Origin of the sequence: Streptomyces sp. NBC_00820 (assembly GCF_036347055.1) — a bacterium.
Taxonomy (GTDB): Bacteria; Actinomycetota; Actinomycetes; order Streptomycetales; family Streptomycetaceae; genus Streptomyces.
Genome location: NZ_CP108882.1, coordinates 2,073,940 through 2,100,789 on the forward strand (window position 1 = coordinate 2,073,940; position 26,850 = coordinate 2,100,789).

Annotated in this window: 23 protein-coding genes; 9 read left to right on the plus strand and 14 right to left on the minus strand. The window is 71.3% G+C overall.

Annotation, left to right across the window (positions count from 1 at the left end; genetic code table 11):
• Positions 1-2: 2 nt before the first annotated feature.
• Positions 3-1,013 (plus strand): COX15/CtaA family protein, encoded by a 1,011-nt coding sequence (locus tag OIB37_RS09510; RefSeq protein ID WP_330457102.1) that lies wholly within the window; start codon positions 3-5, stop codon positions 1,011-1,013.
• A 1-nt stretch (position 1,014) separates the two neighbouring features.
• On the opposite strand, the gene OIB37_RS09515 is transcribed toward OIB37_RS09510, so the two are convergent.
• The 4 genes from OIB37_RS09515 to OIB37_RS09530 all read right to left on the minus strand — a co-directional run bounded on the left by OIB37_RS09515 (position 1,015) and on the right by OIB37_RS09530 (position 4,519).
• The gene (locus OIB37_RS09515) at positions 1,015-1,755 is read right to left on the minus strand and encodes a nucleotidyltransferase domain-containing protein (protein WP_330457103.1); all 741 of its coding nucleotides are present in this window, start codon (positions 1,753-1,755) and stop codon (positions 1,015-1,017) included.
• Positions 1,756-1,796: 41 nt separating this feature from the next.
• Positions 1,797-2,903, minus strand: a complete 1,107-nt coding sequence (locus tag OIB37_RS09520; protein ID WP_330457104.1) for an amidohydrolase family protein — start codon at positions 2,901-2,903, stop codon at positions 1,797-1,799.
• 202 nt (positions 2,904-3,105) lie between these two features.
• The gene (locus OIB37_RS09525; protein ID WP_330457105.1) at positions 3,106-3,420 is read right to left on the minus strand and encodes a hypothetical protein; all 315 of its coding nucleotides are present in this window, start codon (positions 3,418-3,420) and stop codon (positions 3,106-3,108) included.
• A gap of 109 nt (positions 3,421-3,529) precedes the next feature.
• Entirely contained in the window at positions 3,530-4,519 is a 990-nt protein-coding gene (locus OIB37_RS09530) for a heme o synthase (RefSeq protein WP_330461804.1), read from the minus strand.
• Positions 4,520-4,907: 388 nt separating this feature from the next.
• Here OIB37_RS09530 and tkt point away from each other — a divergent pair, with 388 nt between their 5' ends.
• The 5 genes from tkt to pgl are packed head-to-tail and all read left to right on the plus strand — an operon-like array spanning position 4,908 to position 11,582.
• Complete coding sequence (gene tkt, locus OIB37_RS09535; protein WP_330457106.1) at positions 4,908-7,010, plus strand: transketolase; 2,103 nt, start codon at positions 4,908-4,910, stop codon at positions 7,008-7,010.
• A 34-nt stretch (positions 7,011-7,044) separates the two neighbouring features.
• Complete coding sequence (gene tal, locus OIB37_RS09540) at positions 7,045-8,163, plus strand: transaldolase (protein WP_330457107.1); 1,119 nt, start codon at positions 7,045-7,047, stop codon at positions 8,161-8,163.
• A 1-nt stretch (position 8,164) separates the two neighbouring features.
• A complete protein-coding gene (zwf, locus tag OIB37_RS09545; protein WP_330457108.1) occupies positions 8,165-9,703 on the plus strand; it encodes a glucose-6-phosphate dehydrogenase in 1,539 nt (512 codons plus the stop codon).
• Positions 9,700-10,803: a glucose-6-phosphate dehydrogenase assembly protein OpcA gene (gene opcA, locus OIB37_RS09550; RefSeq protein ID WP_330457109.1), complete on the plus strand. Its 1,104-nt coding sequence runs from the start codon at positions 9,700-9,702 to the stop codon at positions 10,801-10,803. Before zwf ends, opcA begins: the two co-directional genes overlap by 4 nt.
• On the plus strand, positions 10,800-11,582 hold the full coding sequence (gene pgl / locus OIB37_RS09555; RefSeq protein WP_330457110.1) for a 6-phosphogluconolactonase: 783 nt from the start codon (positions 10,800-10,802) through the stop codon (positions 11,580-11,582). Before opcA ends, pgl begins: the two co-directional genes overlap by 4 nt.
• A 71-nt stretch (positions 11,583-11,653) precedes the next feature.
• Here pgl and OIB37_RS09560 read toward each other — a convergent pair whose 3' ends face one another.
• The 5 genes from OIB37_RS09560 to OIB37_RS09580 all read right to left on the minus strand — a co-directional run bounded on the left by OIB37_RS09560 (position 11,654) and on the right by OIB37_RS09580 (position 18,346).
• Positions 11,654-12,493 carry a carbohydrate ABC transporter permease gene (locus OIB37_RS09560; RefSeq protein ID WP_330457111.1) on the minus strand — a complete coding sequence of 280 codons (840 nt, stop codon included), beginning with the start codon at positions 12,491-12,493 and terminating at the stop codon, positions 11,654-11,656.
• The gene (locus tag OIB37_RS09565; RefSeq protein WP_330457112.1) at positions 12,490-13,848 is read right to left on the minus strand and encodes an ABC transporter permease subunit; all 1,359 of its coding nucleotides are present in this window, start codon (positions 13,846-13,848) and stop codon (positions 12,490-12,492) included. The genes OIB37_RS09560 and OIB37_RS09565 overlap by 4 nt, the downstream gene beginning before the upstream one ends.
• An 8-nt stretch (positions 13,849-13,856) precedes the next feature.
• Positions 13,857-15,191, minus strand: coding sequence for an ABC transporter substrate-binding protein (locus tag OIB37_RS09570; protein ID WP_330457113.1), 1,335 nt, complete (start codon positions 15,189-15,191; stop codon positions 13,857-13,859).
• Between the two features lie 38 nt (positions 15,192-15,229).
• A complete protein-coding gene (locus tag OIB37_RS09575) occupies positions 15,230-16,852 on the minus strand; it encodes a glycoside hydrolase family 13 protein (RefSeq protein ID WP_330457114.1) in 1,623 nt (540 codons plus the stop codon).
• Between the two features lie 222 nt (positions 16,853-17,074).
• A complete protein-coding gene (locus OIB37_RS09580; RefSeq protein ID WP_330457115.1) occupies positions 17,075-18,346 on the minus strand; it encodes an ABC transporter substrate-binding protein in 1,272 nt (423 codons plus the stop codon).
• 122 nt (positions 18,347-18,468) lie between these two features.
• Between OIB37_RS09580 and OIB37_RS09585 the strand changes: the two genes are divergently transcribed.
• Genes OIB37_RS09585 through OIB37_RS09595 form a run of 3 tightly spaced genes read left to right on the plus strand, consistent with a single transcriptional unit; the run spans position 18,469 to position 22,063 of the window.
• The gene (locus OIB37_RS09585; protein ID WP_330457116.1) at positions 18,469-18,987 is read left to right on the plus strand and encodes a PadR family transcriptional regulator; all 519 of its coding nucleotides are present in this window, start codon (positions 18,469-18,471) and stop codon (positions 18,985-18,987) included.
• Positions 18,980-19,729, plus strand: coding sequence for an ABC transporter ATP-binding protein (locus tag OIB37_RS09590; RefSeq protein WP_330457117.1), 750 nt, complete (start codon positions 18,980-18,982; stop codon positions 19,727-19,729). The genes OIB37_RS09585 and OIB37_RS09590 overlap by 8 nt, the downstream gene beginning before the upstream one ends.
• A gap of 51 nt (positions 19,730-19,780) precedes the next feature.
• Complete coding sequence (locus OIB37_RS09595; protein ID WP_330457118.1) at positions 19,781-22,063, plus strand: ABC transporter permease; 2,283 nt, start codon at positions 19,781-19,783, stop codon at positions 22,061-22,063.
• Positions 22,064-22,132: 69 nt separating this feature from the next.
• Here the strand turns inward: OIB37_RS09595 and OIB37_RS09600 are convergent, their stop codons facing one another.
• The 5 genes from OIB37_RS09600 to tpiA all read right to left on the minus strand — a co-directional run bounded on the left by OIB37_RS09600 (position 22,133) and on the right by tpiA (position 26,817).
• Positions 22,133-22,894: a DsbA family protein gene (locus OIB37_RS09600; protein ID WP_330457119.1), complete on the minus strand. Its 762-nt coding sequence runs from the start codon at positions 22,892-22,894 to the stop codon at positions 22,133-22,135.
• Between the two features lie 125 nt (positions 22,895-23,019).
• Positions 23,020-24,708 (minus strand): glucose-6-phosphate isomerase, encoded by a 1,689-nt coding sequence (pgi, locus tag OIB37_RS09605; RefSeq protein ID WP_330457120.1) that lies wholly within the window; start codon positions 24,706-24,708, stop codon positions 23,020-23,022.
• Between the two features lie 441 nt (positions 24,709-25,149).
• Positions 25,150-25,485, minus strand: coding sequence for an RNA polymerase-binding protein RbpA (locus tag OIB37_RS09610; protein WP_003957010.1), 336 nt, complete (start codon positions 25,483-25,485; stop codon positions 25,150-25,152).
• A gap of 232 nt (positions 25,486-25,717) precedes the next feature.
• Complete coding sequence (secG, locus tag OIB37_RS09615) at positions 25,718-25,954, minus strand: preprotein translocase subunit SecG (protein WP_330457121.1); 237 nt, start codon at positions 25,952-25,954, stop codon at positions 25,718-25,720.
• 107 nt (positions 25,955-26,061) lie between these two features.
• Positions 26,062-26,817, minus strand: coding sequence for a triose-phosphate isomerase (gene tpiA, locus OIB37_RS09620; RefSeq protein ID WP_330461805.1), 756 nt, complete (start codon positions 26,815-26,817; stop codon positions 26,062-26,064).
• Positions 26,818-26,850 lie beyond the last annotated feature (33 nt).

A 26,850-nucleotide genomic window follows, 5' to 3' on the forward strand; every position in this document is an offset into this window, starting at 1 on the left:
CGATGGTGCGCGTGCCAAAGCTGACCCCCGCCGACGCCGCAGCGGCTCTGCGCAACCCGCTCGCCTTCATCGCCGAACGCTGGACTCCGGCCCCCCGGACGGTCCAGCGGGCGGCCCTCGCCGCGCTTGTCATGTCGGTGGTCATCGTGGTCACCGGCGGTGCCGTACGGCTGACCGGCTCGGGCCTCGGCTGCCCGACCTGGCCCACCTGCACCGACGACTCGCTGACCACCACCAGCGCGATGGGCGTCCACGGCGCCATCGAGTTCGGCAACCGCATGCTGACGTACGTGCTGTGCGCGGCCGTCGGCTGGGCCATCGTCGCCGCCCGCTCCGAGAAGCCGTGGCGGCGCGGCCTGACCCGGCTGGGCTGGGCCCAGTTCTGGGTGGTCATGGGCAACGCGGTGCTCGGCGGCATCGTCGTGCTGGTCGGCCTGAACCCGTACACCGTCGCCGCGCACTTCCTGCTGTCCACGGCGCTGATCGCCGTCGCCGCGGTGATGTGGCAGCGCACCCGTGAGGGTGACGAGGCGCCGCGTCCGCTGGTCGGCAAGGCCGTGGCGCAGCTGGTGTGGTTCCTGGTGGGCGCCTCCCTGCTGCTCATCGTGGCCGGCACGGTGGTGACCGGCGCGGGTCCGCACGCGGGTGACACCAGGGAGGTCCACCGGATTCCCGTCGACTGGGAGACGGTGGCCAAGCTGCACGCCGTGCTCGCCTGGATCGTGGTGACGCTGACGTTCGCGCTGTGGTTCGTCCTGAAGGCGGTCGACGCCCCGAAGAGTCCGCTGGCCCGCACGCGGGAGCTGTTCCTGATCCTGCTCGGGCAGGGGGTCATCGGCTACGTCCAGTACTTCACGCACCTCCCCGAACTCCTCGTCGGCCTGCACATGCTCGGCTCCTGTCTGATCTGGATCTGGGTCCTGCGGGTCCTGCTGTCGCTGCGGGAACGCCCCGCTCAGGTCGCGGGCCTGCCCGCACCCGCGGCCGAGGTCGCGGTGGGCACGCGCGCCTGAGTCACCCGTACGTGGTGACCAGCCCGTCGATCGCCGGCCCCAGGTAGGCACGCGTCAACCCGGCCCGGCGGTCGAGCCACTCGGCTGACGCCGGGGCGGGACCCTGGTCGTACCGCCGCCGCTCGATGTCGGCCAGGACCTCCGCGGGAGCACCGAGTCCCGCCAGTTCGGCGAGCGCCTGCCGCTTGGAGATCAGCCGCCCCTCGCGCAGCGTGACGGTGGCCCGGGCGAAGGTCAGCAGTCCCAGGTCGACCCAGATGTCCTGCCGCCACACCCTGGCCTTGTCCACCGCGGGCCGCCAGAAGTCCCGCTGGTCGCGTACGACGAATTCCCCGAGTTCGAGGTCCGTCACCTCCGGAAGCAGGCCGGCCGGCGGCTCACCGTGCAGCACCCGGCCGAAGGCGTGCAGCTCGCGCCGCGTGACGGGGGTGACCGGGCGGCGCATGACATGGCCGTGCGCCCAGGTCGGATGGGACCGCCCGGGGTCGGCCGACGAGGCCGGGGTGAGATAGCTGCAGTGCAGCTTTCCGGCGAGAGGCTCGGTCCGCATCCGGCGGTGCAGCGTCACCACCTCCCGTACGACTCCCGGGCCGGTGCCCTCGGGCAGCACCGCGATCAGATCCAGGTCGCTGCGACCCTCCTGATAGTCCCCGCCGGCCAGGGAACCGTGCGCCCAGACGGCGAGCGGCCGTAACGGCGTGAGATCGCGCAGGAAACGGGCAAGGAGGGCGTCGGTAGGCATCGCCCCAGTCTGGAGAGCGGCCACCCGTCCGACAAGACCCCTCACCCCAGCCGGTAAACCCGCCGCGCGTTGTCCGCCGCGATCATCCGGGCCACCCGCTGCGCGTCCCCCAGACTCCACGCGCCGTCGGTGACCCAGGCGCCCAGCACCCGGGTCAGGGCCTCGCGGAACAGGTGGGCGCCGACGACGTGCAGCTCGGGCAGGCCGTGGGCGCCGCTGGAGAAGAGGATCTTGCCGAAGGGGGCCAGTTCCAGGGTCTCGGCGAGGACGGTGGCCGCGCGGGCTCCGGTGCGTACGAGGGCTGCGCCGGAGTCGGCGTACACGTGCGGGAAGACGCCGGCCAGGTGGGCGGCGTGGCGGTGGTACGGGTAGCCGTGCAGCAGGATCAGGTCGGTGCCGAGGCCCGCCGTGGCCCGCACGAAGTCGCTGAGCAGCACCGGGTCGGTGCGATCGATGCGGGAGCCGGGCTCGCCCAGTCCGGCGTGCAGTTGCAGGGGCAGTCCGGAGGCGACCGCGATCCACAGCAGGTGGCGCAGCAGCACCGGGTCGGTCAGGGGGCCACCGACCCGGCGTCCGGCCAGCCAGCGGCCGGCCGCGCCCCGCACCTCGCCCGGCCCCGGCGGTTCGGGCGCGAGCGCCAGGCCGTTCCTGAGCCCGGCCACGGAGGTGAAGGCGACCGCCTCCCCGGCCGCACCGTGCACCGATTCGGCGAGGTTGGCGAGGAAGGACTCGACGGTCCCGGAGGTGTCGGCGACCTGTTCGGCGAGGAGTTCCAGCCGGACGATCTCGCGCGCCGCGGCGTCTCCCGCGGACCCCAGTTCGGCGGGTTCGGTGAGGTCGCCGGGCAGGCCGGTGTCGACGAGGTAGGTGGTGATGCCGCTGCCGCGCAGCAGTCTGCGGCCCGCCTCCAGGACGCCCAGTTCGCGGCGCCGGGCCAGATAGCGGGCGGGCGGGGCGTGCGGCTCCAGGCCCAGCAGGGGCGGACACCAGCGGCGTAGGGCGAAGCCGGTCTGGGTGTCGAAGAGGGTGGTGCCCGGCGCCGGTGGGCCCTCGGTACGCGCCAGCCAGGCCTCGAAGGTGCCGAGGCCCAGCTCCGTACGCAGTACTCCGTGGCAGTACTGGTCCACGAGGGACGGCGTTTCGATCATCCCGGGCTCCCCGGCGTGGACGCTGTGCTGCTACAGGTCCCTAACGGGTGAAGACCGGTTCAGGTGGCGGCAGACGGCCCAAAGGGGCGTGGGACTGTCCGGAACTCGCGCCTCGGCGACGGACCGGTGGCCGCCCGCTCGCCGCCACCGGCCACCCGGCGCCTCGGCGACGGACCGGCCGCCGCCACCCGGCGGGCTCCGCTCAGATCTGGATGCCCGCCATCCGCTTCCACTCGTACGGCCCCGTCTTCACGCTCGCCGCGAACTCGCCGTCGAAGGACTCGTGGGCCGTGACGCCGGCCTTCTCCATGGCCTGCTGGGCGATGCCGACGCTGGGGGCCACCAGGTTGCCCCACTCGCCGTCCTCGCCGACCAGCGCGATCCGGGCGCCGAGCTCGCCGATGTAGGCCACGTTGCCGCCGGCCCCGCCGTGCGCCTTCGCGAAGGCGCTGATCTGATGGGCGAGGCGCTTCACCGTGCGCTCGGCCCTCGCGTCAACCTGCTGCGTTTCTGCCATGACCAGGATGCTACCGACGGGTAGATCAAACGGCGACGGGAGGGGTGCGTGGCCTGGGCCACGCACCCCTCCCGTCGGAAGCGACAAGCGTCGGAAGCAATAAGGGGGACTACCGCAGGAAGGGGTCCACCGCGACCGCGACGAAGAGGATCGACACGTAGGTGATGGACCAGTGGAACAGCCGCATCTCCTTCAGCTTGGCCCCGCTCACCTCGGCCTTGGCCCGGTTCTGCAGCCCGTGCGCCTCCCAGAGCCAGAAGCCGCCGGCCGCGAGGGCCACCGCGGTGTAGAACCAGCCGGTGTAGCCGAGCGGCTGGAGCAGCAGGGAGACGGCGACCATCACCCAGCTGTAGATGACGATCTGCCGGGCGACCACCTTGTTGGAGGCGATGACCGGGAGCATCGGCACGCCCACGCGCGCGTAGTCCTCCTTGACCTTCATGGACAGCGGCCAGTAATGCGGCGGGGTCCAGAAGAACATGACGAGGAAGAGAATGACCGGCGCCCACGACAGGGAGTCCGTGACGGACGACCAGCCGATGAGCACCGGGAGGCAGCCGGCGATTCCGCCCCACACGATGTTCTGCGAGGTGCGCCTTTTGAGGATCATCGTGTAGACGACGACGTAGAAAAGCAGCGCTCCGAGTGACAGCCACGCGGACAGCCAATTGACGGTGAATCCGAACAGCAGCGTCGAGACGACCGCGAGCGTGATGCCGAATGCGAGGCATTCACGCGGGCTGACCAGGCCGGTCACCAGCGGCCGCTGCGAGGTGCGGTCCATCAGGGCGTCGATGTCCCGGTCGATGTACATGTTCAGCGCGTTCGCGCCACCGGCGGAGAGGTAGCCGCCGAGGCAGGTGAGCAGGACCAGTCCGAGGTCCGGCACCCCCTGCTGAGCCAGGAACATCACCGGCACTGTGGTGATGAGCAGCAGCTCGATGATCCGCGGTTTGGTCAGTGCCACGAAGCCCTTGACGCGGGCCCCGAACGTCCGGTGAACCGGGCCCTGGCTCGCACCACCGAGCTCCCCCATTGCCTTAACGGCATGGGTGGTGGCCCCAACCGCTGGACGGGATTCGACGGCCGTCACGCACACCCCTGACAGAGACATCCCAGCGAGCCTCCCCGTGATGAGGTCCGTGAGGTCGGATCAGGGGGCTCGCGCGTACCACGCCACTTTAGACGTTGCCCAGACCCCGGCCTTCGCGGGGGTCGACTCGTGTTGGCGGCCGCCGCATACGAGGTGTCTCCCAGCTCGATTGAGCAGTCAGATGAGCGGCTCCGTATTCATGTGCCGAATGCGTTGTCGGCCAGTCGGGAGGCGGATCGCGCGGACTCCCGGCAGTCTGGAATGACTCGAAAAAACGCACGTCCTCACGGGGGTAGGCTCGACACGGCCGGTGGGCAGGCAGCGCACCGGCGGCCGGGTGGGCAGACGCCCCGAAGACCGGCGACCCATATGTGGAGAGGAGCCCTGAACCAGGGTGAGCACCAAGCCGACCACCACAGACCTTGACTGGACCGAGCTCGACCAGCGGGCCGTGGACACCGCCCGTGTCCTGGCCGCCGACGCCGTACAGAAGGTCGGCAACGGCCATCCCGGTACGGCGATGAGCCTGGCCCCGGCCGCCTACACCCTCTTCCAGAAGGTGATGCGGCACGACCCCGCGGACCCGGAGTGGGTCGGCCGCGACCGCTTCGTGCTGTCCGCCGGACACTCGTCCCTGACTCTCTACACGCAGCTCTTCCTGGCCGGCTTCGGCCTGGAGCTGGACGACCTGAAGGCCTTCCGCACCTGGGGCTCGAAGACCCCGGGTCACCCGGAGTACGGCCACACCAAGGGCGTCGAGACCACCACCGGCCCGCTGGGCCAGGGTGTGGCGAACGCGGTCGGCATGGCGATGGACGCCCGCTTCGAGCGCGGTCTGTTCGACCCGGAGGCCCCGCAGGGCGAGTCGCCCTTCGACCACTACGTCTTCTGCATCGCCGGTGACGGCTGCCTCCAGGAGGGCGTCTCCGCCGAGGCCTCCTCGCTGGCCGGCCACCAGAAGCTCGGCAACCTGGTCCTGCTGTGGGACGACAACCACATCTCGATCGAGGGCGACACCGAGACGGCCGTCTCCGAGGACACCATCAAGCGGTACGAGGCCTACGGCTGGCACGTGCAGCGCGTGGACTCCAAGGACAACGGCGACATCGACCCCCGTGCCCTGTACGAGGCCATCGAGACGGCCAAGGCGGTCACCGACCGGCCGTCCTTCATCGCGATGCGCACGATCATCGCCTGGCCGGCCCCGAACGCCCAGGACACCGAGGCCGCCCACGGCTCGGCCCTCGGCGACGACGAGGTCGCGGCCACCAAGCGCGTCCTCGGCTTCGACCCGGAGAAGTCCTTCGAGGTCTCCGACGAGGTGCTCGCCCACACCCGGGAGGCCCTCGACCGCGGCCGGCAGGCCAAGGCCGAGTGGAACAAGTCCTTCCAGGAGTGGCGCGACAGCAACCCCGAGCGCGCGGCCGAGTTCGACCGCATCAGCAGCGGCAAGCTGCCGGCCGGCTGGGAGGAGAAGGTCCCGGTCTTCGAGACGGGCAAGGGCATCGCGACCCGTGCCGCTTCCGGCAAGGTGCTGCAGGCGCTCGGTCCGGTCATCCCCGAGCTGTGGGGCGGTTCCGCCGACCTCGCCGGGTCGAACAACACGACCATCGACAAGGACAGCTCCTTCCTGCCGGCGGGCAACCCGCTGCCGGAGGCCAACCCGTACGGCCGCACCATCCACTTCGGCATCCGCGAGTTCGCGATGGCCGCGGAGATGAACGGCATCACGCTGGCCGGCAACACCAAGGTCTACGGCGGCACCTTCCTGGTGTTCTCCGACTACATGCGCAACGCCGTGCGCATGTCGGCGCTGATGCACCTTCCGGTGACGTACGTGTGGACGCACGACTCCGTCGGTCTCGGCGAGGACGGCCCGACCCACCAGCCGGTCGAGCACCTGGCCGCGCTGCGCGCGATCCCCGGTCTGAACGTCGTCCGCCCGGCGGACGCCAACGAGACCGCGATCGCCTGGACCGAGGTCCTCAAGCGCTGGACCAAGGAGTACGGCAAGGGCCAGCCGCACGGTCTGGTGCTCAGCCGCCAGGGCCTGCCGGCCTACGAGCCGAACGACGACGCCGCGCGTGGCGGTTACGTCATGTTCGAGGCCGAGGGTTCCGACGGGCAGAAGACCGAGCCGCAGGTCATCCTGATCGCCACCGGTTCCGAGGTGCACGTGGCCGTCGAGGCCCGCGAGCGGCTCCAGTCCGAGGGCGTCCCCACCCGCGTGGTGTCCATGCCGTGCGTGGAGTGGTTCGACCAGCAGGACCAGGGGTACCGGGACGCGGTGCTGCCGCCGTCCGTGAAGGCGCGCGTCGCCGTGGAGGCCGGCATCGGCCTGACCTGGTACCGCTTCGTGGGCGATGCCGGCCGCATCGTCTCCCTGGAGCACTTCGGTGCGTCCGCCGACGGCAAGGTCCTCTTCGAGGAGTTCGGCTTCACCGCGCAGAACGTGGCCGACAAGGCCCGGGAATCCCTCGCCGCCGCCCAGCGCTGACGCTGACATACGACACGTAGGAGATGCAATTTCCATGACAGACGCACTCAAGCGCCTCTCCGAAGAAGGCGTCGCGATCTGGCTGGACGACCTGTCGCGCAAGCGGATCACGTCCGGCAACCTCGCCGAACTGATCGACCAGCAGCACGTCGTGGGCGTCACCACCAACCCGACGATCTTCCAGAAGGCCATCAGCAGCGGCGACGGCTACGAGCAGCAGCTCGCGGACCTCGCCGCCCGCAAGGTGACCGTCGAAGAGGCCATCCGCATGATCACCACGGCGGACGTCCGCGACGCCGCCGACATCCTGCGCCCGGTCTTCGACGCCACCGACGGCCAGGACGGCCGGGTCTCCATCGAGGTCGACCCGCGCCTCGCGCACAACACCCGGGCCACCGTCGCCGAGGCCAAGCAGCTGGCCTGGCTGGTGGACCGCCCCAACACCCTGATCAAGATCCCGGCCACCAAGGCGGGTCTGCCGGCGATCGCCGAGGTCATCGGCCTCGGCATCAGCGTCAACGTCACGCTGATCTTCTCGCTGGAGCGCTACCGCGCGGTCATGGACGCGTACCTCACCGGCCTGGAGAAGGCCAAGGAGCGCGGCCTGGACCTGTCGCTGATCCGCTCCGTGGCGTCCTTCTTCGTGTCCCGCGTGGACTCCGAGATCGACAAGCGCCTGAAGGCCGTCGGCACGGACGAGGCCGAGGCGCTGCGCGGCAAGGCCGCCCTCGCCAACGCGCGCCTGGCCTACCAGGCCTACGAGGAGGTCTTCTCCTCCGACCGCTGGAAGGCCCTGGCCGCCGACGGCGCCAACAAGCAGCGTCCGCTGTGGGCGTCGACCGGTGTGAAGGACCCGTCCTTCCCGGACACGATGTACGTCACCGAGCTGGTCGCGCCGAACACGGTCAACACCATGCCGGAGGCCACCCTCGAGGCCACGGACGACCACGGCGAGATCACCGGCGACACCGTCTCCGGCACCTACGAGCAGGCCCGCGCCGAGCTCGACGCGGTGGAGAAGCTCGGCATCTCCTACGACGACGTCGTCCAGGTCCTGGAGGACGAGGGCGTGGAGAAGTTCGCGGCGTCCTGGAACGACCTGCTCAAGTCGACGGAGGCGGAGCTCAAGCGCCTCGCCCCTACGGAGGGCTGAGTTGTCACGTCTTCCCGGTTCCGGAGCGAACCCGCTTCGTGATCCCGCCGACCGACGGCTCCCGCGCATCGCGGGGCCGTCGGGCCTGGTGATCTTCGGCGTCACGGGTGACCTGTCCCGCAAGAAGCTGATGCCCGCGGTGTACGACCTCGCCAACCGGGGTCTGCTGCCGCCGGGCTTCTCGCTGGTGGGCTTCGCCCGCCGTGAGTGGGCGCACGAGGACTTCGCCGCCGAGGTCCACGACGCCGTCAAGGCGCACGCCCGTACGCCGTTCCGTGAGGAGGTCTGGCAGCAGCTCATCCAGGGGATGCGCTTCGTCCAGGGCACCTTCGACGACGACGAGGCCTTCGAGCGGCTGCGCGGCACCATCGAGGAGCTGGACAAGGCACAGGGCACGGGCGGCAACTTCGCCTTCTACCTGTCCGTGCCGCCGCGCTCCTTCCCGGTGGTCATCCAGCAGCTGAAGAAGCACGGTCTGACCGACCAGAGCGGTGGCTCCTGGCGCCGCGCGGTCATCGAGAAGCCGTTCGGCCACGACCTGAAGTCGGCCGAGGAGCTGAACAAGGTCGTGCACGAGGTGTTCGAACCGGACCAGGTGTTCCGGATCGACCACTACCTCGGCAAGGAGACCGTCCAGAACATCCTGGCGCTGCGTTTCGCCAACACGATGTTCGAACCGATCTGGAACCGGTCCTTCGTGGACCACGTGCAGATCACCATGGCCGAGGACATCGGCGTCGGCGGCCGTGCCGGTTACTACGACGGCATCGGCGCCGCCCGTGACGTCATCCAGAACCACCTGCTCCAGCTGCTCGCGCTGACCGCGATGGAGGAGCCCGCCTCCTTCGACGCGGACGCGCTGGCCGCGGAGAAGACCAAGGTGCTCGGCGCCGTCCGGCTGCCGAAGGACCTGGGCCGGCACAGCGTGCGCGGACAGTACGCGGCCGGCTGGCAGGGTGGCGAGAAGGTCATCGGCTACCTCGAAGAGGACGGCATCGACCCGAAGTCGAAGACCGACACCTTCGCCGCGATCAAGGTAGGCATCGACAACCGCCGCTGGGCGGGTGTCCCCTTCTACCTGCGCACCGGCAAGCGGCTCGGCCGCCGGGTGACGGAGATCGCGGTCGTCTTCAAGGCGGCCCCGCACTCCCCGTTCGACCACACGGCGACCGAGGAGCTGGGCGAGAACGCGATCGTCATCCGCGTCCAGCCGGACGAGGGCATCACGGTCCGCTTCGGCTCGAAGGTTCCGGGCACCTCGATGGAGATCCGGGACGTTTCCATGGACTTCGCCTACGGCGAGTCGTTCACGGAGTCGAGCCCGGAGGCGTACGAGCGGCTGATCCTGGACGTGCTGCTGGGCGACTCCAACCTCTTCCCGCGTACCGAGGAGGTCGAGCGCTCCTGGGAGATCCTCGACCCGATCGAGGAGTACTGGGACAAGCACGGCACTCCCGCGCAGTACAAGTCGGGCACCTGGGGTCCGGCCGAGGCGGACGAGATGCTCGCACGAGACGGACGGAGCTGGCGCCGGCCATGAAGATAGACCTGACCGACACCACCGCCGGTGAGATCAACAAGGCGCTCGTGCAGGGCCGCCGTGCCATCGGCACTCCCGCCGTGGGCATGGTCCTCACCCTCGTCATCGTCACCGACGAGGAGAACGCCTACGACGCCCTGAGGGCCGCCAACGACGCGTCGCGCGAGCACCCCTCGCGCACGGTGGTGGTCATCAAGCGCGTCTCCCGTTCCCCGCGCGACCGCAGCACCTCGCGGGTCGACGCCGAGGTGCGGGTGGGCGCGGAGGCGGGGACCGGCGAGACGGCCATCCTGCGGCTGCACGGCGAGGTCGCCGAGCACGCCGACTCGGTCGTCCTGCCGCTGCTGCTGCCGGACGCCCCGGTCGTGGTGTGGTGGCCGGTGAACGCGCCGCTGGACCCGGCCAAGGACCCCCTTGGCGCGCTGGCCCAGCGCCGGGTCACCGACACCTATGCCTCGGAGCAGCCGGTGCGGGAGCTGTCGGCCCGCGCCGCGGCCTACACGCCCGGCGACACCGACCTGTCCTGGACCCGGATCACGCCGTGGCGTTCGATGCTGGCGGCGGCCCTGGACCAGGTGACGTGCAAGGTGAAGGCCGTCGAGGTGGAGGGCGAGGAGTTCAACCCGAGCTGCGAGCTGCTCGCGATGTGGCTCGCGGACCGGCTGCACGTGCCCGTGCGGCGCACGCTGTCCTCGGGCCCCGGTCTGACGGCGGTCCGCATGGACACCGACCACGGCCCGATCACCCTGGACCGGGCGGACGGCTCGCTGGCCACCCTGTCCATCGAGGGCCAGCCGGCCCGCGCGGTCGCGCTCAAGCGGCGGGAGACCGCCGAGCTGATCGCGGAGGAGCTGCGCCGGCTCGACCCGGACGACACCTACGCGGCCGCGCTGCGCTACGGCGTGGAGCGGCTGAGGTCCGTACCGCAGGCCGCCGCGGCGAAGGAGGCCGCTCCCGTGGAGCCGGCCCAGGCCCCGGAGGCCTCCGCCGCGGTGGAGGAGCCGGCCGCCGCCGAGGACCCGGTGGTGGACGCCGCGCAGGCGCCCGCGAAGAAGGCGGCCGCCAAGCGGTCCCCGGCGAAGAAGGCGGCGGCGAAATGAGCACCCCCCAGCTGGTCGTCCACCGTGACAAGGAGCTGATGGCGCAGGCCGCCGCGGCCCGTCTGATCACGAAGATCGTGGACGCGCAGGCCTCCCAGGGCCACGCGTCCGTGGTCCTCACGGGCGGCCGCAACGGCAACGGGCTGCTGGCCGCGCTGGCGGCGTCCCCCGCCCGGGACGCCATCGACTGGGGCCGTCTCGACCTGTGGTGGGGCGACGAGCGCTACCTCCCCGAGGGCGACCCGGAGCGCAACTACACGCAGGCTCGCGAGATCCTGCTGGACTCCGTACCGCTGGACCCGGCGCGCGTGCACCCCATGCCCGCGTCCGACGGCCCGTACGGTGCGGACGTGGACGCGGCGGCCGAGGCGTACGCGGCGGAGCTGGCCAAGGCGGCCGGGCCGGAGAACCACGGCTCGGTGCCCGTGTTCGACGTGCTGATGCTGGGTGTCGGACCGGACACGCACGTGGCCTCGCTCTTCCCGGAGCTGCCCGCGGTGCGTGAGACGGAGCGCACGGTGGTGGGCGTCCACGGCGCCCCCAAGCCTCCGCCGACCCGGGTCTCCCTCACCCTGCCCGCGATCCGTTCGGCCCGTGAGGTCTGGCTCCTCGCGGCCGGTGAGGACAAGGCGCAGGCGGTGGCCATCGCCCTGTCGGCGGCCGGAGAGATCCAGGCCCCGGCCGCGGGGGCCCGCGGGCGTGCCCGCACCCTGTGGCTGCTGGACACGGCGGCGGCCTCGCAGCTGCCGCGCTCGCTGTATCCGCCGGCCTCCCCGTGAGGGTGTGAACCGGCCGTGAGAAAAGGGGCGGTGGGGGCTTCGAGCCCCCGCCGCCCCTTTTTCCTGTGCCGCTACTTCACGGATCCGGCCATGACCCCCTGCACGAAGTGCCGCTGGAACGCGAAGAACACGGCCACGGGCACGATCAGGGAGAGGAACGCGCCCGGCGCCAGGACGTCGATGTTGCTGCCGAACTGACGGATCTGGGACTGGAGTTCCACGGTCAGGGGCTGGGCGGAGCTGTCGGCGAAGAGCAGGGCGACCAGCATGTCGTTCCAGACCCAGAGGAACTGGAAGATGGCCAGGCTGGCGATGGCGGGGCGGCCGACCGGCAGGACCAGGCTGGTGAAGATGCGCCACTCGCCGCCGCCGTCCATGCGGGCCGCCTCCAGCATCTCCTTCGGCATCTCGGCGAAGTAGTTGCGCAGCAGGAACACCGCGAACGGCAGGCCGTAGGCCACGTGGAAGAGGACCACGCCGGGGATCGTGCCGAACAGGCCCAGCTGGCCGAAGAGTTTGGCCACCGGCAGCAGGCCGATCTGGACCGGCACCACCAACAGGGCGACCACCAGCAGGAAGAGCGGTTCGCGGCCGGGGAAGTCCAGCCAGGCGAAGGCGTATCCGGCGAGGGCGGCGATGACGACGACCAGGACGGTCGCCGGCACGGAGATCAGCACGGTGTTCCAGAAGGCCTGGGTCATCCCGGCGTTCTTCAGCAGCGCCGTGTAGTTGTCGAAGGACAGTTGGCCGGGACCGGCCAGGGCCGTCCACCAGCCGCCCTTCGCGGTGTCGGCCGCCGAGCGCAGGGAGGAGACGAACAGTCCCGCGAGCGGGGTGAGCCAGACGAGGCCGATCACCACGAGGAACGCCTGCACCAGGCCGTTGCCCAGGCCGCGCCGGACCGCGTTCATCGCTGACTCCTTCTGAAGCGGCGGACGTTGAAGACCATCGCGGGGACCACGAGCAGCAGGAGCAGCACGCCGAGGGCGCTGCCGAGGCCCTGGTTGTTGCCTCCGCCGAAGGACACCAGCCACATCTGGGTGGCGAGCACGGTGGCGTCCTCCTGCACCGGCCCGGGCGCGATGATGTAGACGAGGTCGAAGACCTTCATCACGTTGATCACGAGGGTGACGAAGACGACCGTGAGGACGGGCGCCAGCAGCGGGACGGTGATGCGGCGGAAGATCTGCCACTCGCTCGCCCCGTCGATCCGGGCCGCCTCCAGGGCGTCCCGGGGCAGCGCGGAGAGGCCCGCGCCGATCAGCACCATCGCGAAGCCGGTCCAGATCCACAGGTAGGCGCCGATGATCGCCGGGGTGACCAGGGCCGGGCCGAGCCAGGAGACGCCCTGGTAGGGCGGGGCGAAGTTCGACTCCGGCAGCTTCAGCGTGTACGAGCCGGCGTGCAGCCCGGTGAGGCGGAAGGAGCCGTCGGCCGCGGTCGTGGTGCTCGCGACCGTACCGCCGCCGCGTACCGCCTCGACCTTCATGCCGGGCAGGCCGCTCTCGTGCGGGTCGACCTGCCCCTGTCTGCCTCCCCCGCCGGGGGTGAAGTCCAGGTAGACGACGCCGCGCAGTTCGCCGGCCGCCGTCTCGCGGGGGGCCTCGGACGCGGGTTCGGCCCCCTGGGGCAGGTCTCCGGGCAGCACGCCGACCATGGGCAGCGTCACCGAGTCACCCGGTGACACGCTCGCGGTCGTGGCGTACGAGCCGTCGCGGCCCGGGGTGAGCCCCTGCCCGTCGCGGGCCCGGGCCGTCGGGTAGGACGACGTGCCCTTGAAGGCGTCGTGGACGGAGACCACGGCCGCGTTGAGCACGCCCTTGTCGGGGTCCTCGTCGTAGGCGAGCCGGAAGACGATGCCGGCGGCGAGGAAGGAGACGGCCATCGGCATGAACAGCAGGAGTTTGAAGGCGGTGGCCCAGCGGATCTTCTCGACCAGGACGGCCAGGACGAGGCCGAGTCCGGTGAGCAGGGCCGGGGCCACGACCACCCAGACGACGGTGTTGCGGACGGCCTTCAGCGTGGCCGGGTCGCGGAACATCTCGGTGTAGTTGTCGCCGCCCACGAACCGGGTGCCGGAGGCGTCGAAGAGGCTGCGGCCGACGGAGAACAGGACCGGGTAGACGACGAGCGCGCCGAGCAGGAGCAGCGCGGGGAAGACGAAGAGCAGGGCGATCAGCCGGGCGCGCCGCCGGCGCGGCGCTGTGGCGCCGCGGCCGGCGGCCCGCAGGCCCGCCTGCTCCTTGACGAGTGCGGAGGCGGTCATGTTTCCGCTCAGCCCTGGTAGGCCTTGGCCGCCGCGGACTCCAGCTTCGCGGCGGTGCCCTTGGCGTCGGAGGGGTCGCGCAGGAAGTCCTGGAGCAGCTTCCACTCGCCCGCGCCCTTGGTGCCGCCGAACGCCGCCGGTGCCTGGTCGGACATGTCGAAGCGGACGGAGTCGGCGTCTCCCGCGGCGACGAGGGACTTGGCGGTGGCGCGGGTGACGTCGTCGCCGTAGGAGGCGAGGTCGAGCTTCTTGTTCGGGGACAGGAAGCCGCCCGCCTTCGCCCACACGGCCGCGGCCTCGGGCGTGGCCAGGAACTCCAGGAGCTTCATGCCGGCCTCGGCGTTCTTGCCGTCCTTGAGGACGACGGCCGCGTCGCCGCCGCTGACCACGGGGGCGGTGCCGCCGTCGACCGCGGGGAACGGGAAGAAGTCGGCGTCCTTGCCGACCGTCTTGCCGAACTGGTCGTGGGCGACGCCCGCGACGAAGTCGCCCTCGTAGACCATGCCGGCCTCGGGCTTGGGTCCGAACACCTTCTCCACCGAGCCCGGGAAGTCGGTGTTGAGGGCCTCCTTCTGGCCGCCGGCGACGAGCTGCTTGTCCTTGAAGAGCTTGCCGAGGGTGGTGAGTGCCTTGACCACGCTCGCGTCGGTCCACTTGATCTTGTGGGTGGCGAGGGCGTCGTACTTCTCGGGTCCGGCCTGGGAGAGGTAGATGTTCTCGAACCAGTCGGTGAGGGTCCAGCCGTCCTGTCCGGCGACCGCGAAGGCGGCGAGGCCGGAGTCGGAGACGGTGTGGCCGGCCTTCAGCATCTCCTCGTAGGTCCCCGGGGCCTTGACCCCGGCCTGCGCGAGGGCGTCGGGGCTGTACCAGACGGTCGACTTGTGGGCGGCCTTGAAGTACAGGCCGTACAGCTTGCCGTCGACGCTGCCGTAGTTCTTCCACACGGGTGCGAAGTCGGCGCCGATCGTCTGCTCGGCGGTCGGGGACAGCGGCTTGAGCCAGCCCTGCTTCGCGAACTGCTGGAGCACACCGACCTGCGGGACCATCACGACGTCGGGCGCGTTGCCGCCCTCGATCTTGCTGCCGACGACGGTGGAGACGTTGTCGCCGGTGGACATGAACTGCGTCTTGGCGCCGGTCTTCGCGGTGAACGCGTCCAGCACCTTCTGGAAGTTCTTCTGCTCGCTGCCGGTCCAGACACCGGCCACGGTGACGGTCCGGCCGCTGAGTGCCTTGTCGCCGCCGCCCGCGGCGACCGGGGTGCTGCCGCCGCAGGCGGTCGTGCCGAGTGCCAGGGCGAGGGTGGTGCAGCCGGTGAGCAGGGTGGTACGTCGTCGCATCATCGTTGATGTCCCTTCGGTGGGTGGGCAGGTGACAGAGATCAGAGGCCGGCGAGCCACCAGGCGGCCGTCGAGCCGGGCAGCTCCCCGGCGGGGCAGGGGCCGCTGGCGAGCAGGGGGGTGCCGGGGGCGGGGGCGGCGGCGGGTGCCGTACCGAAGTTGACGGCGCAGACCAGGCCGTCGCCGCGGACGAAGGCGAGAACGTCCGGCTCGGTGTCCAGCCAGCGCAGCGTGCCCTCGCCCAGCTGGGGCAGGGAGGCGCGCAGTTGGAGGGCGTCGCGGTACAGGTGCCAGGAGGAGCGGGTGTCGGCGAGGGCGCGCTCGGTGGCGTACTCGGCGAACCACTCGGGCTGCGGCAGCCACGGCTCGGCGCCCCCGGTCCCGTCGGTGAAGCCGAACGGGGAGGCCTGCCCCGACCAGGGCAGCGGTACGCGGCAGCCGTCGCGGACGTGGGTGCGGCTTCCGGTGCGGTGGAAGATGGGGTCGGTGAGGACGTCGTCGGGCAGGTCGACGACCTCGGGCAGGCCCAGTTCCTCGCCCTGGTAGATGTACGCCGATCCGGGCAGCGCCAGCATCAGCAGCGCGGCGGCGCGGGCACGGGCGGCGCCGAGGCCGCTGCCGGTGGGGGCGGGTTCGCCGTAGCGGGTGACGGTGCGGACCTGGTCGTGGTTGTTGAGGACCCAGGTGACCGTGGAGCCGGTGCCGGCGATGTCCTGCACGGCCTCGGAGACGACCTTGCGGAAGGCGTCGGCGTCCCAGGGGGTGCGGAGCAGGTCGAAGAAGAACGCCTGGTGGAGTTCGTCGGGGCGGACGTACCGAGCGTGTTCGCGGGCGCTGGGCACCGACACCTCGCCGACCAGCAGCCGTTCGTGGCCGTCGCGGGCGGTGTACTCCTCGCACACCGCGCGCCAGTGCCGCCACACGTCGTGCACCTCGGGCTGGTTCCAGGCGAGCGGGTTGACCGAGTCGCGAGTGCGGGCGTCGGCCTCCGGGTCGTCGGCGTCGGGCAGTCCGGGGTGCTTGTAGAGTCCGGCGGCGACGTCGATGCGGAAGCCGTCGACGCCCCGGTCCAGCCAGAAGCGCAGGACCTGGTCGAACTCTGCGGCCGTCCCGGGCTCGCGCCAGTTCCAGTCCGGCTGTTCGGGCGTGAACATGTGCAGGTACCACTGACCGGGGCGGCCGTCCGCCTCGGTGACCCGGGTCCAGGCGGGGCCGCCGAACATGGCGTGCCAGTTGTTGGGCGGCCGCGTGCCGTCCGGGCCGCGGCCCTCGGCGAAGTGGAAGCGGGCGCGGGCCGGGCTGCCGGGCGCGGCGGCGAGTGCCTCGCGGAACGCGGGGTGTTCGCTGGAGCAGTGGTTGGGGACGATGTCCAGCAGCACCTTGATGCCGAGCCGGTGGGCGTCCGTCATCAGCAGGTCGAATCCGGCGAGGTCGCCGAAGAGCGGGTCGACGTCGCGGTAGTCGGCCACGTCGTAGCCGTGGTCGTGCTGGGGCGAGGGGAAGAAGGGGCTCAGCCAGATCCCGTCGACGCCGAGCTTCTTCAGGTACGGCAGTCCGGCCCGGACTCCGGCCAGATCGCCGACGCCGTCACCGGTGCTGTCCAGGAAGCTGCGGACGTACACCTGGTAGATGACCGCGTCGCGCCACCAGTGGTGCCTGTTCAAACCGTTGACCTGTCTCGTGAGGGCAGCAGTGATGCATGCATGTTAGGTAGGCGTTTCACGAGGGTGTCAATGAAAAGAACAGCGGGCATCGCGGAGTTGGGCGCTGAAATGCCGACTTGTCCGGGCGGGCTGAGCCCAGTTGAGATGTGGGCGTTACTTAACAGGTAACTAGTTGGCTGGATAACCAGGTGCCTGCGCGGCCGGAGCCGGCCGGCCGGACGACTACCGTCGGGCGACGGCGTCGAGCTCCCGGGCCAGTCGCCGTACCGCCGCCCCGGGCGTCTCGCGCCCGGTCAGCGCGTCCTGCACGACCGCCTGCACCACCAGGCTGACCTGGTCGTAGTGCGGGCTCTTGGGGCGCGGGGCGGCGGTGAGGACGGCGGTGCGCAGGGTCGGCAGGTAGGGGAACCGCCGTACCAGCGCGGGGTCTTCGTAGAGCGCGGCGCGTACGGGCGGCAGCGCGCCCCGGGTGAGCACCTCGCGCTGGACACGCTCGCTCGTGAGGTACGCGATCAGGCGCGCGGCCGAACCGGGGTGCCGGGCGTGTGTGTTGACGGCCAGGTCGGAGCCGCCCAGCACGCTTCTGCCCGGCCCGTGCGGTCCCGGCAGCGGTACGGCGCCGATCCGGCCGGCGACCGGGGAGCCGGGGGCCGAGGCGACGGCGTAGGCGTAGGGCCAGTTGCGCAGGAAGAGCAGCCGGCCGTCCTGGAAGGCCCGCTTGGACTCCTCCTCCTTGTACGTCATCGCCTCCTTCGGGATCCAGCCCTCGCGCAGGCCCCGGGCGAGGAAGCCGATGCCCTCGCGGGCGGCGTCGGAGTCGACGGTGACGCGGGTGCCCTCGTCGCCGAGGATCGAGCCGCCCGCCGAGTACACGGCCTCGGCCACGTTGACGGTCAGGCCCTCGTAGGGCAGGAACTGGCCCGCGTAGCCGCCGAGGCCGTACTTCGGCGCGACGGTCTTCGCGTCGTGTTCCAGCTCGGCCCAGGTGCGCGGCGGCCGTACGCCCTCCTTGGCGAGGACGTCCTTGCGGTACAGCAGCAGTCCGGCGTTGGTGACGTACGGGACGGCGTACAGCCGCCCGTCGTAGGTGGCCGTGTCCACGACCGGGGGCAGGAAGCTCTTCAGCGGGAAGCGGCCCGGGGGCAGCGGGCGGATCCAGCCGGCCGCCGCGAACTCCGAGGTCCAGTTGACGTCGATGTTGAGCACGTCGAACCGGCCCCGGTCGCCGCCGCGCAGGTCGGTGGTCATCTGCGCGTGGGTCTCGTCGGCGGAGTCCGGCAGCTCGACGAGGGTGACCTTCTCGGCGGGGTGGGTACGGTTCCAGCCCTGGAGCAACGGGCCGAGGTAGCCGGTCAGATCGCCGGCGGTGGCCAGGGTGAGCGGGCCTCGCGCGTCACCGCCGCCCTCGTCGGCCCGGGCGCCGGAGGCGACACAGCCGGTCAGGATCACGGCCAGTACGAGGAGTCCCCTGCCGGCGGCGCGCACCCACCGCATAGGTTCCTCCCCGTGCACCGGCGCCGGGCACCGTCGCCCGGGGTCAGAGGCCATGTATACCGGTTGGGCGATGGGCGATACTAGGGCCTGCGGCACATCACGCGGACAGGAGGACAGCACGAGTGCGCCTGCCCCTCCTGGCACTCCTCGCACGCGGTCCCGCCCACGGCTACGAGCTGAAGCAGGACCTTGAGCAACTGCTGGGCTCCGCGTACCCTCAGCCGAACGTCGGCCAGATCTACGTGACCCTCGGCCGCCTCGAGAAGTCGGGGCTGATCGAGGGTGAGGACGTCGAGCAGGCCGGCCGGCCCAACAAGAAGGTCTACCACCTCACCGACGCCGGGCGGGAGGCGCTGCACGCCTGGTTCGAGGAGACCGAGGACGAGCCGCGGGTACGGGACGAGTTCTTCATGAAGCTCGCCGTCGCCCCGCAGACCGGTCTCGCGGACCAGATCGCCCTCATCAACAGACAGCGGCGCCAGTACCTCAACACCATGCGCGACCTGTCGAGGCTGGCCGCGGCCGAGAACCGGGACAACCGAGTCGCGCACCTGCTCATCGAGGGCGCGATGCTGCACCTCCAGGCCGACCTCGACTGGCTGGAGCGCTGCCAGGAGGAGCTGGAGGGCTTGAGTGAGTGACGGCGGGCCTCCCGTGCTGCGGGCCGAGGGGCTGGTGAAGACCCATCACGGCGAGGGCGCGCCCGCGCGTGCCGTGCGCGGGGTCGATCTGAGCGTGGCACGGGGCGAGTTCGTGGCGATCACCGGCCCGTCCGGGGCCGGGAAGTCGACGCTGCTGCACCTGCTCGGCGGGCTCTTGCGGCCCGACGAGGGCAGCATCTGGCTCGACGGCCGCCGCACCGACTCCTTCGGCGAGGCGCGCTGGGCGGTGGAGCGCCGCAAGGCCATCGGGATCGTCTTCCAGTTCTTCAACCTGGTGTCGAACCTGTCGGTCGCGGACAACGTCGAGCTGCCCGCTCTGCTGGCCGGCGTCCCGCCGAAGCGTGCCCGGGCCGAACGCGAGGACCTCCTCGCGGAACTGGGCCTCCAGGGCAAGGAGCGCAGCATGCCGGGCGAGCTGTCCGGCGGCGAGCAGCAGCGGGTCGCCCTGGCCCGCGCGCTGGTCAACCATCCGCCGCTGCTGCTCGCCGACGAGCCCGCCGGCAGCCTGGACAGCAAGGGGACCCGCGAGGTGATGCGGCTGCTGTCCCGGTTCCACGGGCGCGGGCAGAGCATCGTCCTCGTCACCCACGACGCCCGCCTCGCGAGCGCCGCCGACCGCGTGATCAGCTTCTTCGACGGCCGCATAGCCGACGACGCCGCACTGGCCGGCACGACGTCCCGCAGGCCCGGGATCTCCGGCGTGCTGGAACTGAAGGACTGACCGTGGTGTACGACCCTCCGATCCGCCGGCCCCGGACGAGGGGCTGAGCCCGTGCGTGCCACCCTGCGCTGGGCCCACTCCGATCTGCGCACGCACCGGGGCGAGGCACTGTTCCTCACGCTCGCCACCGCCGGCATCGTCGCCTCCCTGCTGCTGGCCGCCGCCCTCTTCGGCTACGCCACCAACCCCTGGCAGCGCACCTTCACGCAGGCCCGCGGCGCCCACGTGTGGATCCACACCGTGCCCTCCGCCGACGCCCGCGAGCTGGCCCGGCTGGACGGGGTCCTGTCGGTCGCCGGCCCCTACCGGACCGAGGCCGTCACGGTCGCCGCCCGCGGCGCCCGCGCCTCGGTGGAGCTGCGCGTCACCCCGCGCCTGCCCTCCGTAGGCCGTCCGCTGCTCACCGCGGGCCACTGGCTGGATCCGGCCGACCCGGACGGCGTGGTCCTGGAGAGCGGCCTCGCCCGGGCCCTGCTGGCCGAGCCCGGCGACACCCTCACGCTGCCGGGGACGGCCCGCAGGCTCACCGTCGAGGGCGTCGCCGACAGCGCCGAACCCCCGTACAGCCCGGGCGAGCAGCCGGGGCTGATCTGGGCACCGCCGTCCGCCGTGCGCGCCGCCGGGGGCCAGGTGACCGGGCTGCGCCTGCGGAATCCGGCCGACACGGACTACGCGGTGCAGCGCGCGGTGACCGTGCTGGGGGCGGGCACGGTCGGCGAGGTCTCCACCTGGGAGCAGGCGCGGGCCGAGGCGCAGGGCGACAACCGGCTGCTGGGCCAGGTGCTCGGCCTGTTCGGGCTCGGCGCGCTGGCGGCCGCGGGACTCGCCGTGCACGGGGCGATCGGCACCCGGATCCGCGGTCATCTGCGGGACATCTCGGTGCTGAAGGCGATCGGTTTCACGCCCGCCCAGGTGGTGCGGATCTTCCTGCTCCAGCATCTCGCCTACGCTGTGCTGGGCGCGCTGGCCGCCGCCTCGCTCATCGAGGGGCTCGGCGGCCGGATACCAGGGCGGCTCGGCGACGCGGTGGGCGTGTGGCAGGGGCTGCCCGGACACACCATGACCGTGGGCGCGGTCTCCGCGGGCACGGTGCTGTTCATCGGCCTGACGACGGGGCTGGCGGCCTGGCGCGCCGGCCGGGTGCCACCGGTTCCGGTGCCGCGCCCGTCGGCTCCGGCGGGCGGAGGTCTGACCGGCGTGGCCCGGCGGGCGCTGGGGCTGCGGCTGCCGGCCGCGCTGGTCCTGGGCTGCCACAAGACGTTCGCGGGGCGCGGCCGTTCGCTGGCCGCGCTCGCCCGGCTGACGCTTCCGCTGCTGCTGATCGTGGTGGCGCTCAGCGCGTGGACCACCATCGACCGCTTCCACAGCGATCCCGCCCGGGTGGGACTGCCGGCGGCGCTCACGGTCCGCTCGGACGGCGCTCTGAGCGACGGCGGGGTACGGGCCCTGCTGGCGCGGGACCCCCGGATCGCCGAGGCCTATCCGGGCGTCGAGGTGGCCGCGCTGGTGCCCGGCCAGACCGGGACGATCGCCCTGCGCGGCCTGGGCACGCGCACCCGGCCCTACCCCTACGCCCTCGCCGAGGGCCGCGCCCCGCACGGACCGGACGAGGCGGTGGCCGGTCAGGGGCTGCTGGACCTGCTGCACGCGCGGGTCGGCGACTGGGTGCGGATGACGGTCGGCGAACGGCCGCAGATCCTGCACATCGTCGGCCGCGGCATCGAGCCGCAGAACGCCGGCCGGGTGGTGACCGCCTCCCTGGACACCCTGCGCGCCAACGACCCCCGGCTGACCCCGGCCTTCTACCAGCTCCGTCTCCGTCCGGGCGCCGACCCCCGCGGCGTGTCCTCGCGTCTCGCCGAGGCCGGCGCCGGACACCTGGACGTGCACCCCGTGACGAACCCGGCGGACGGCCTGTCCCCGCTGCGCGCGGTGGTGGCCGGGCTGGTCGCCGTGCTGGCCCTCATCGGGCTGGTCGAGCTGCTCGGCGCCATCGGCGGGACCGTCCGCGAGGGCGAGCGGGACGTGCTCGCCCTGCGGGCGATCGGCATGTCCCCGCGCCAGATCACCGCGATCACCGTCACGGCGACGAGCTGTACGGCCCTGGGGGCGGCCGTCGTCGCCACGGCGCTGGGGCTGCCGCTGGCGCACCGGCTGATCGACGCCGAGGGCGACTCCAGCGGCATCGGCGCCGGCATCGCCCGGTCGCCCTCTCCCGGCCTGCTGTTCCTGACGGGCGCGGGCGCCGTGCTGGGGGCGGCGGCGCTGTCCGCGCTGCCGGCGGCGAGGGCGGCACGCCGCCGGCTGGCGGACACGCTGAGCGCGGTGGCGTGACGCCTGCCCGGCGCTGACCGCGGGGGCGTGACGCCTGCTCAACCCTGACCGCGGTGGCGTGACGTCTGCTCAGAGGGTGACGTCACGCCATTCGTCGGGGTGTTCCCCGATCAGCGCCAGCAGACCGGCGAAGCGTTCACCGGAGAAGAGCACGGCGTTGTTCCGTGCCGGAATCCGTTTGCCGTCTATCTCGGCGGTGGGGGTGCCCGGCCCCTGCGGGCTCCCGGCCCCGCCGGCACGCTCGTACACCTTCTGGGAGGCGGTCACGAACGAGCGGTACTTCATGCTCCTGACCGCCGAGTCGAAGGCCGGACCGCGCAGCCCCTCCACCTTCCCCGCCAGCTCGAGCAGGCGGGCGTCGGTGAATCCGTCGGTGCTCTCGGGAGGCTGGTGGGCGAAGAGCACGTCGTGGTACTCGGCGAACCTGCCCGCCTCCAACGCGGCCCGCAGGGCGTTGACCGCCTTCTCCGAGCCCTTGCCGCCGAGCCGGCCGTCCAGGAAGGAGGCGAGGGTGTACTCCGTCTTCGTGATCCGGTGGAGGGCCGTGTCACGCAGCACCGGCGCGCCGCCCTCGGTCTCGAACTCCTCGCACACCGGGCAGCGCGGGTCCTCGTACAGGTGCACGGTGATCGCCGCGTCGGGGTCGCCGACGGTGATCGTCGTCCCGTCCGCCGACAGCCGCTCCGGCACGTCCCCGAGCCCCGCATACGCCGGCGTGAGCTCCGCTTCCCCGCTCCCGTGCCCCGTCGGGTGGTACCGGGTGCCGCAGCCCACCGCCGACAGCCCCAGCACAGCCACCGCGACCGCCGCGGCGAACCCCTTGCTTCTCATCCGTATGTCCTCCCCTGAAGTCAGGAACCTTAGGGGATGCATATGACAAGCGCGCCGGAATTGCCGTGGCGGTGGGTGAGGAGGCGCGGGCGCGGTGGGCGCGGTGGGCGTGACAGGTCCCCGCGTCAGCCGCGGCCGCGCAGTTGCCGGTACTTGGCGACGAGGCTCTTCGTGGAGGCGTCCAGGCCGGGGACGTCGGCGCCTTCGGTGAGGGCGGGCTCGATGCGCTTGGCGAGGACCTTGCCGAGCTCCACGCCCCACTGGTCGAAGGAGTCGATGTTCCAGACGGCGCCCTGGACGAACACCTTGTGCTCGTAGAGGGCGATGAGCTGGCCGAGCACGGACGGGGTCAGCTCGCGCGCGAGGATCGTGGTCGTCGGGCGGTCGCCCTGGAAGGCCTTGTGCGGGACCAGTTCCTCCGGCACGCCCTCCGCGCGGACCTCCTCGGCGGTCTTGCCGAAGGCCAGGGCCTGGGTCTGGGCGAAGAAGTTGGCCATCAACAGGTCGTGCTGGGCCTTGAGTTCGCCGCTCAGCTCGGCGACCGGCTCGGCGAAGCCGATGAAGTCGGCGGGGATCAGCTTGGTGCCCTGGTGGATGAGCTGGTAGTAGGCGTGCTGGCCGTTGGTGCCCGGGGTCCCCCAGACGACCGGGCCGGTCTGCCAGTCGACCTCCTTGCCGTCCCGCGCCACGTGCTTGCCGTTGGACTCCATGTCCAGCTGCTGGAGGTAGGCGGTGAACCTCGACAGGTAGTGGCTGTACGGCAGCACCGCGTGCGACTGGGCATCGTGGAAGTTGCCGTACCAGATGCCCAACAGGCCCAGCATCAGCGGGACGTTGGCCTCGGCGGGCGCGGTGCGGAAGTGCTCGTCGACGGTGTGGAAGCCGTCCAGCATCTCGCGGAAGCGGTCCGGCCCGATGGCGATCATCAGGGACAGGCCGATCGCGGAGTCGAAGGAGTAGCGGCCGCCGACCCAGTCCCAGAACTCGAACATGTTGGCCGTGTCGATGCCGAACTCGGCGACCTTCTCGGCGTTGGTCGACAGCGCCACGAAGTGCTTCGCGACGGCGGACTCTCCCCCACTCTCGAATTCACTCGAGTGGGAGGTGCCCCCATCCAGCGCGTCCAGCAGCCAGGTGCGCGCGGAGGTGGCGTTGGTGATCGTCTCGATGGTGGTGAACGTCTTGGAGGCGATGATGAACAGCGTCTCCTCGGGGTCCAGGTCCCGGGTCGCCTCGTGCAGGTCGGCGCCGTCCACGTTGGAGACGAAGCGGACGGTGAGGTCGCGGTCGGTGAAGCCGCGCAGCACCTCGTAGGCCATCGCGGGGCCCAGGTCGGAGCCGCCGATGCCGACGTTGACGACGTTCTTGATGCGCTTGCCGGTGTGTCCCGTCCACTCACCCGAGCGGACGCGGTCGGCGAAGCCGCTCATCCTGTCGAGCACGGCGTGCACGGCCGGGACGACGTTCTCCCCGTCGACCTCGATCACCGCGTCGCGCGGGGCGCGCAGGGCGGTGTGCAGCACGGCCCGGTCCTCGGTCGTGTTGATCTTCTCGCCGCGGAACATGGCGTCCCTGAGGCCGAAGACGTCGGTGGCGGCGGCCAGCTCGCGCAGCAGCCGCAGCGTCTCGTCGTTGACCAGGTGCTTCGAGTAGTCGACGTACAGGTCACCGACCTGGAGGGTGTACCCGGTGCCGCGCTCCGGATCGGCGGCGAACAGGTCCCGCAGGCTCGTGCCGGCCAGTTCCTCGCGGTGCTTGGCGAGCGCGGTCCACTCGGGCGTCTGGTTGAGCCTGGTACGGGTGTCTGCGTTCATATCCGGTTTCCGCCTTCTTTCCTGCACCTGTCCGCTTGCGTCCCTTGCCCCGCTGCCGGGTCCAACCTAGTTGATCAGCTCGTGGGACGAGAGGGCGTGACGCCGTTCCGCGGGGCGTCCACGGGTCCATGGATACGTGCGGATCGCGGGCCGGTCTCAGCGGGGCGGCGGCCGGACCGGAAGAGGGCGGCCGGGAGCAGGGCGGGCGGGAGCAGGGCGGCGGCAGGGCGGGCGCGTCCCCGCGTCACCGGGCCGGGAGACCGCGGCGGCCGTCCACAGCCACCCGAGTCCCCCGCGCCACGCGAGCACGCCTGCTCCCCTTGCCCCGGCCACCGGTCACGTTCACGGCCACGGGGACAAGGCGCTCCCCCGCTCGATCGAAGCCGAGGGCGAGGGAAAGCTCCCTTGAGTGGGGGAAAGGTCCCTCGAAGGAGACAACTCCTAGATCTCGCCCCGCAGTTTGGCGAGCGCCTCGGCGAGGATGGCCTCGCCGTCCGCGTCGCTGCGCCGCTCCCGTACATACGCGAGGTGCGTCTTGTAGGGCTCGGTGCGCGGCGGGTCCGGCGGGTTGTCCCGGTCCTGTCCGGCGGGAAAGCCGCAGCGCGGGCAGTCCCAGGTGTCGGGGACCTGCGCGTCGCTGGCGAAACTGGGCTGGGTCTCGTGCCCGTTGGAGCACCAGAAGGAGATGCGCAGCCGGGGTGCGGACTCGCCGCGCTCGGCCTCGCCCATCGGCCCCGCCCCGACCCGGCTTCCCCGGATCGCGTTGCCACTTGCCACGGTCGTAACTCCCTGCGTGATGGTGCCGCGAAGCGAGTCGGCGTGACGCTTCGCCGCGAGCGCCTCAGTCTACGTAAGGCCCAACGCGCGTCCAGGGATTGGAGTTACCACCCCGCACCTAGACGCAAGCCCCATGATAGGCCGCGCTCAGGAGCGCGTACCGAACATGGGGCCTTACGTACGGAATGTATGTACTTGTGAGACGATGATCAGCTGTTCGCCTGAAGGCGTCTCAGCTGCTCGACTTCATCAGAACGCTCAGGACGATGATGGAGGCGAACCACAGCAGGCCGATCACGATGGTGATGCGGTCGAGGTTGCGCTCGGCGACCGAGGAGCCTCCGACGGACGACTGCATGCCGCCACCGAACATGTCGGAGAGGCCGCCGCCCTTCCCCTTGTGCATCAGCACCAGCAGCATCAGCAGCAGGCTGAAGACGATCAGGGCGATCGAGAACCCCAAAACCACGGCTGGACCAACTTCCTCGGATTCGGATGGACTGCGGGGGCACAGCACCAGGCTGTGCCCCCGCAAGGGTACGACGTATCGTCGCTACCGCCTACTCACGGCCGGACCTACTGATCGCGGAAGCGCACGATCTTGACGAACTCGTCGGTGTCCAGCGAGGCACCGCCCACCAGGGCGCCGTCGATGTCGGGCTGCGCCATGATCTCGGCGACGTTGCCGGCCTTCACGGAGCCGCCGTACTGGATGCGGACCTTGTCGGCCACGTCCTGCGAGTACAGCTCGGCGATCTTGGCGCGGATCGCGGCGCAGACCTCCTGGGCGTCCTCGGTGCCGCAGACCTTGCCGGTACCGATGGCCCAGACCGGCTCGTAGGCGACCACGACGGTCTCGGCCTGCTCGGCCGGGACGTCCTTCAGGCCGCCCTCGAGCTGGGCGAGGGTGTGGGTGACGTGGTTGCCCGCCTCGCGGACGTCCAGCTCCTCGCCGACGCACAGGATCGGGGTCAGGCCGTGCTTGAAGGCGGCCTTGACCTTGGCGTTCACCACGTCGTCGGTCTCGTGGTGGTACTGCCGGCGCTCGGAGTGGCCGATCACCACGTAGGTGCACTTCAGCTTGGCCAGCATCGGACCGGAGATCTCGCCGGTGTAGGCGCCCGAGTCGTGCCGGGAGATGTCCTGGGCGCCGTACCTGATCTTGAGCTTGTCGCCGTCGACCAGGGTCTGCACGGAGCGCAGGTCGGTGAAGGGCGGCAGGACGGCGACCTCGACGGCCTCGTAGTCCTTGTCGGCCAGCGCGAAGGCGAGCTTCTGGACGTGCGCGATGGCCTCGAGGTGGTTGAGGTTCATCTTCCAGTTGCCCGCCATGATCGGCGTACGGCCGGAAAGATTGGATGCTGC

Excerpts from the sequence above, each read along its gene's own strand:
- OIB37_RS09510 (WP_330457102.1), top strand. The coding sequence starts at position 3 with ATGGTGCGCGTGCCAAAGCTGACCCCCGCCGACGCCGCAGCGGCTCTG.
- OIB37_RS09515 (WP_330457103.1), bottom strand. The coding sequence starts at position 1,755 with ATGCCTACCGACGCCCTCCTTGCCCGTTTCCTGCGCGATCTCACGCCG.
- OIB37_RS09520 (WP_330457104.1), bottom strand. The coding sequence starts at position 2,903 with ATGATCGAAACGCCGTCCCTCGTGGACCAGTACTGCCACGGAGTACTG.
- OIB37_RS09525 (WP_330457105.1), bottom strand. The coding sequence starts at position 3,420 with ATGGCAGAAACGCAGCAGGTTGACGCGAGGGCCGAGCGCACGGTGAAG.
- tal (WP_330457107.1), top strand. The coding sequence starts at position 7,045 with ATGACAGACGCACTCAAGCGCCTCTCCGAAGAAGGCGTCGCGATCTGG.
- opcA (WP_330457109.1), top strand. The coding sequence starts at position 9,700 with ATGAAGATAGACCTGACCGACACCACCGCCGGTGAGATCAACAAGGCG.
- pgl (WP_330457110.1), top strand. The coding sequence starts at position 10,800 with ATGAGCACCCCCCAGCTGGTCGTCCACCGTGACAAGGAGCTGATGGCG.
- OIB37_RS09560 (WP_330457111.1), bottom strand. The coding sequence starts at position 12,493 with ATGAACGCGGTCCGGCGCGGCCTGGGCAACGGCCTGGTGCAGGCGTTC.
- OIB37_RS09565 (WP_330457112.1), bottom strand. The coding sequence starts at position 13,848 with ATGACCGCCTCCGCACTCGTCAAGGAGCAGGCGGGCCTGCGGGCCGCC.
- OIB37_RS09570 (WP_330457113.1), bottom strand. The coding sequence starts at position 15,191 with ATGATGCGACGACGTACCACCCTGCTCACCGGCTGCACCACCCTCGCC.
- OIB37_RS09580 (WP_330457115.1), bottom strand. The coding sequence starts at position 18,346 with ATGCGGTGGGTGCGCGCCGCCGGCAGGGGACTCCTCGTACTGGCCGTG.
- OIB37_RS09600 (WP_330457119.1), bottom strand. The coding sequence starts at position 22,894 with ATGAGAAGCAAGGGGTTCGCCGCGGCGGTCGCGGTGGCTGTGCTGGGG.
- pgi (WP_330457120.1), bottom strand. The coding sequence starts at position 24,708 with ATGAACGCAGACACCCGTACCAGGCTCAACCAGACGCCCGAGTGGACC.
- tpiA (WP_330461805.1), bottom strand. The coding sequence starts at position 26,817 with ATGGCGGGCAACTGGAAGATGAACCTCAACCACCTCGAGGCCATCGCG.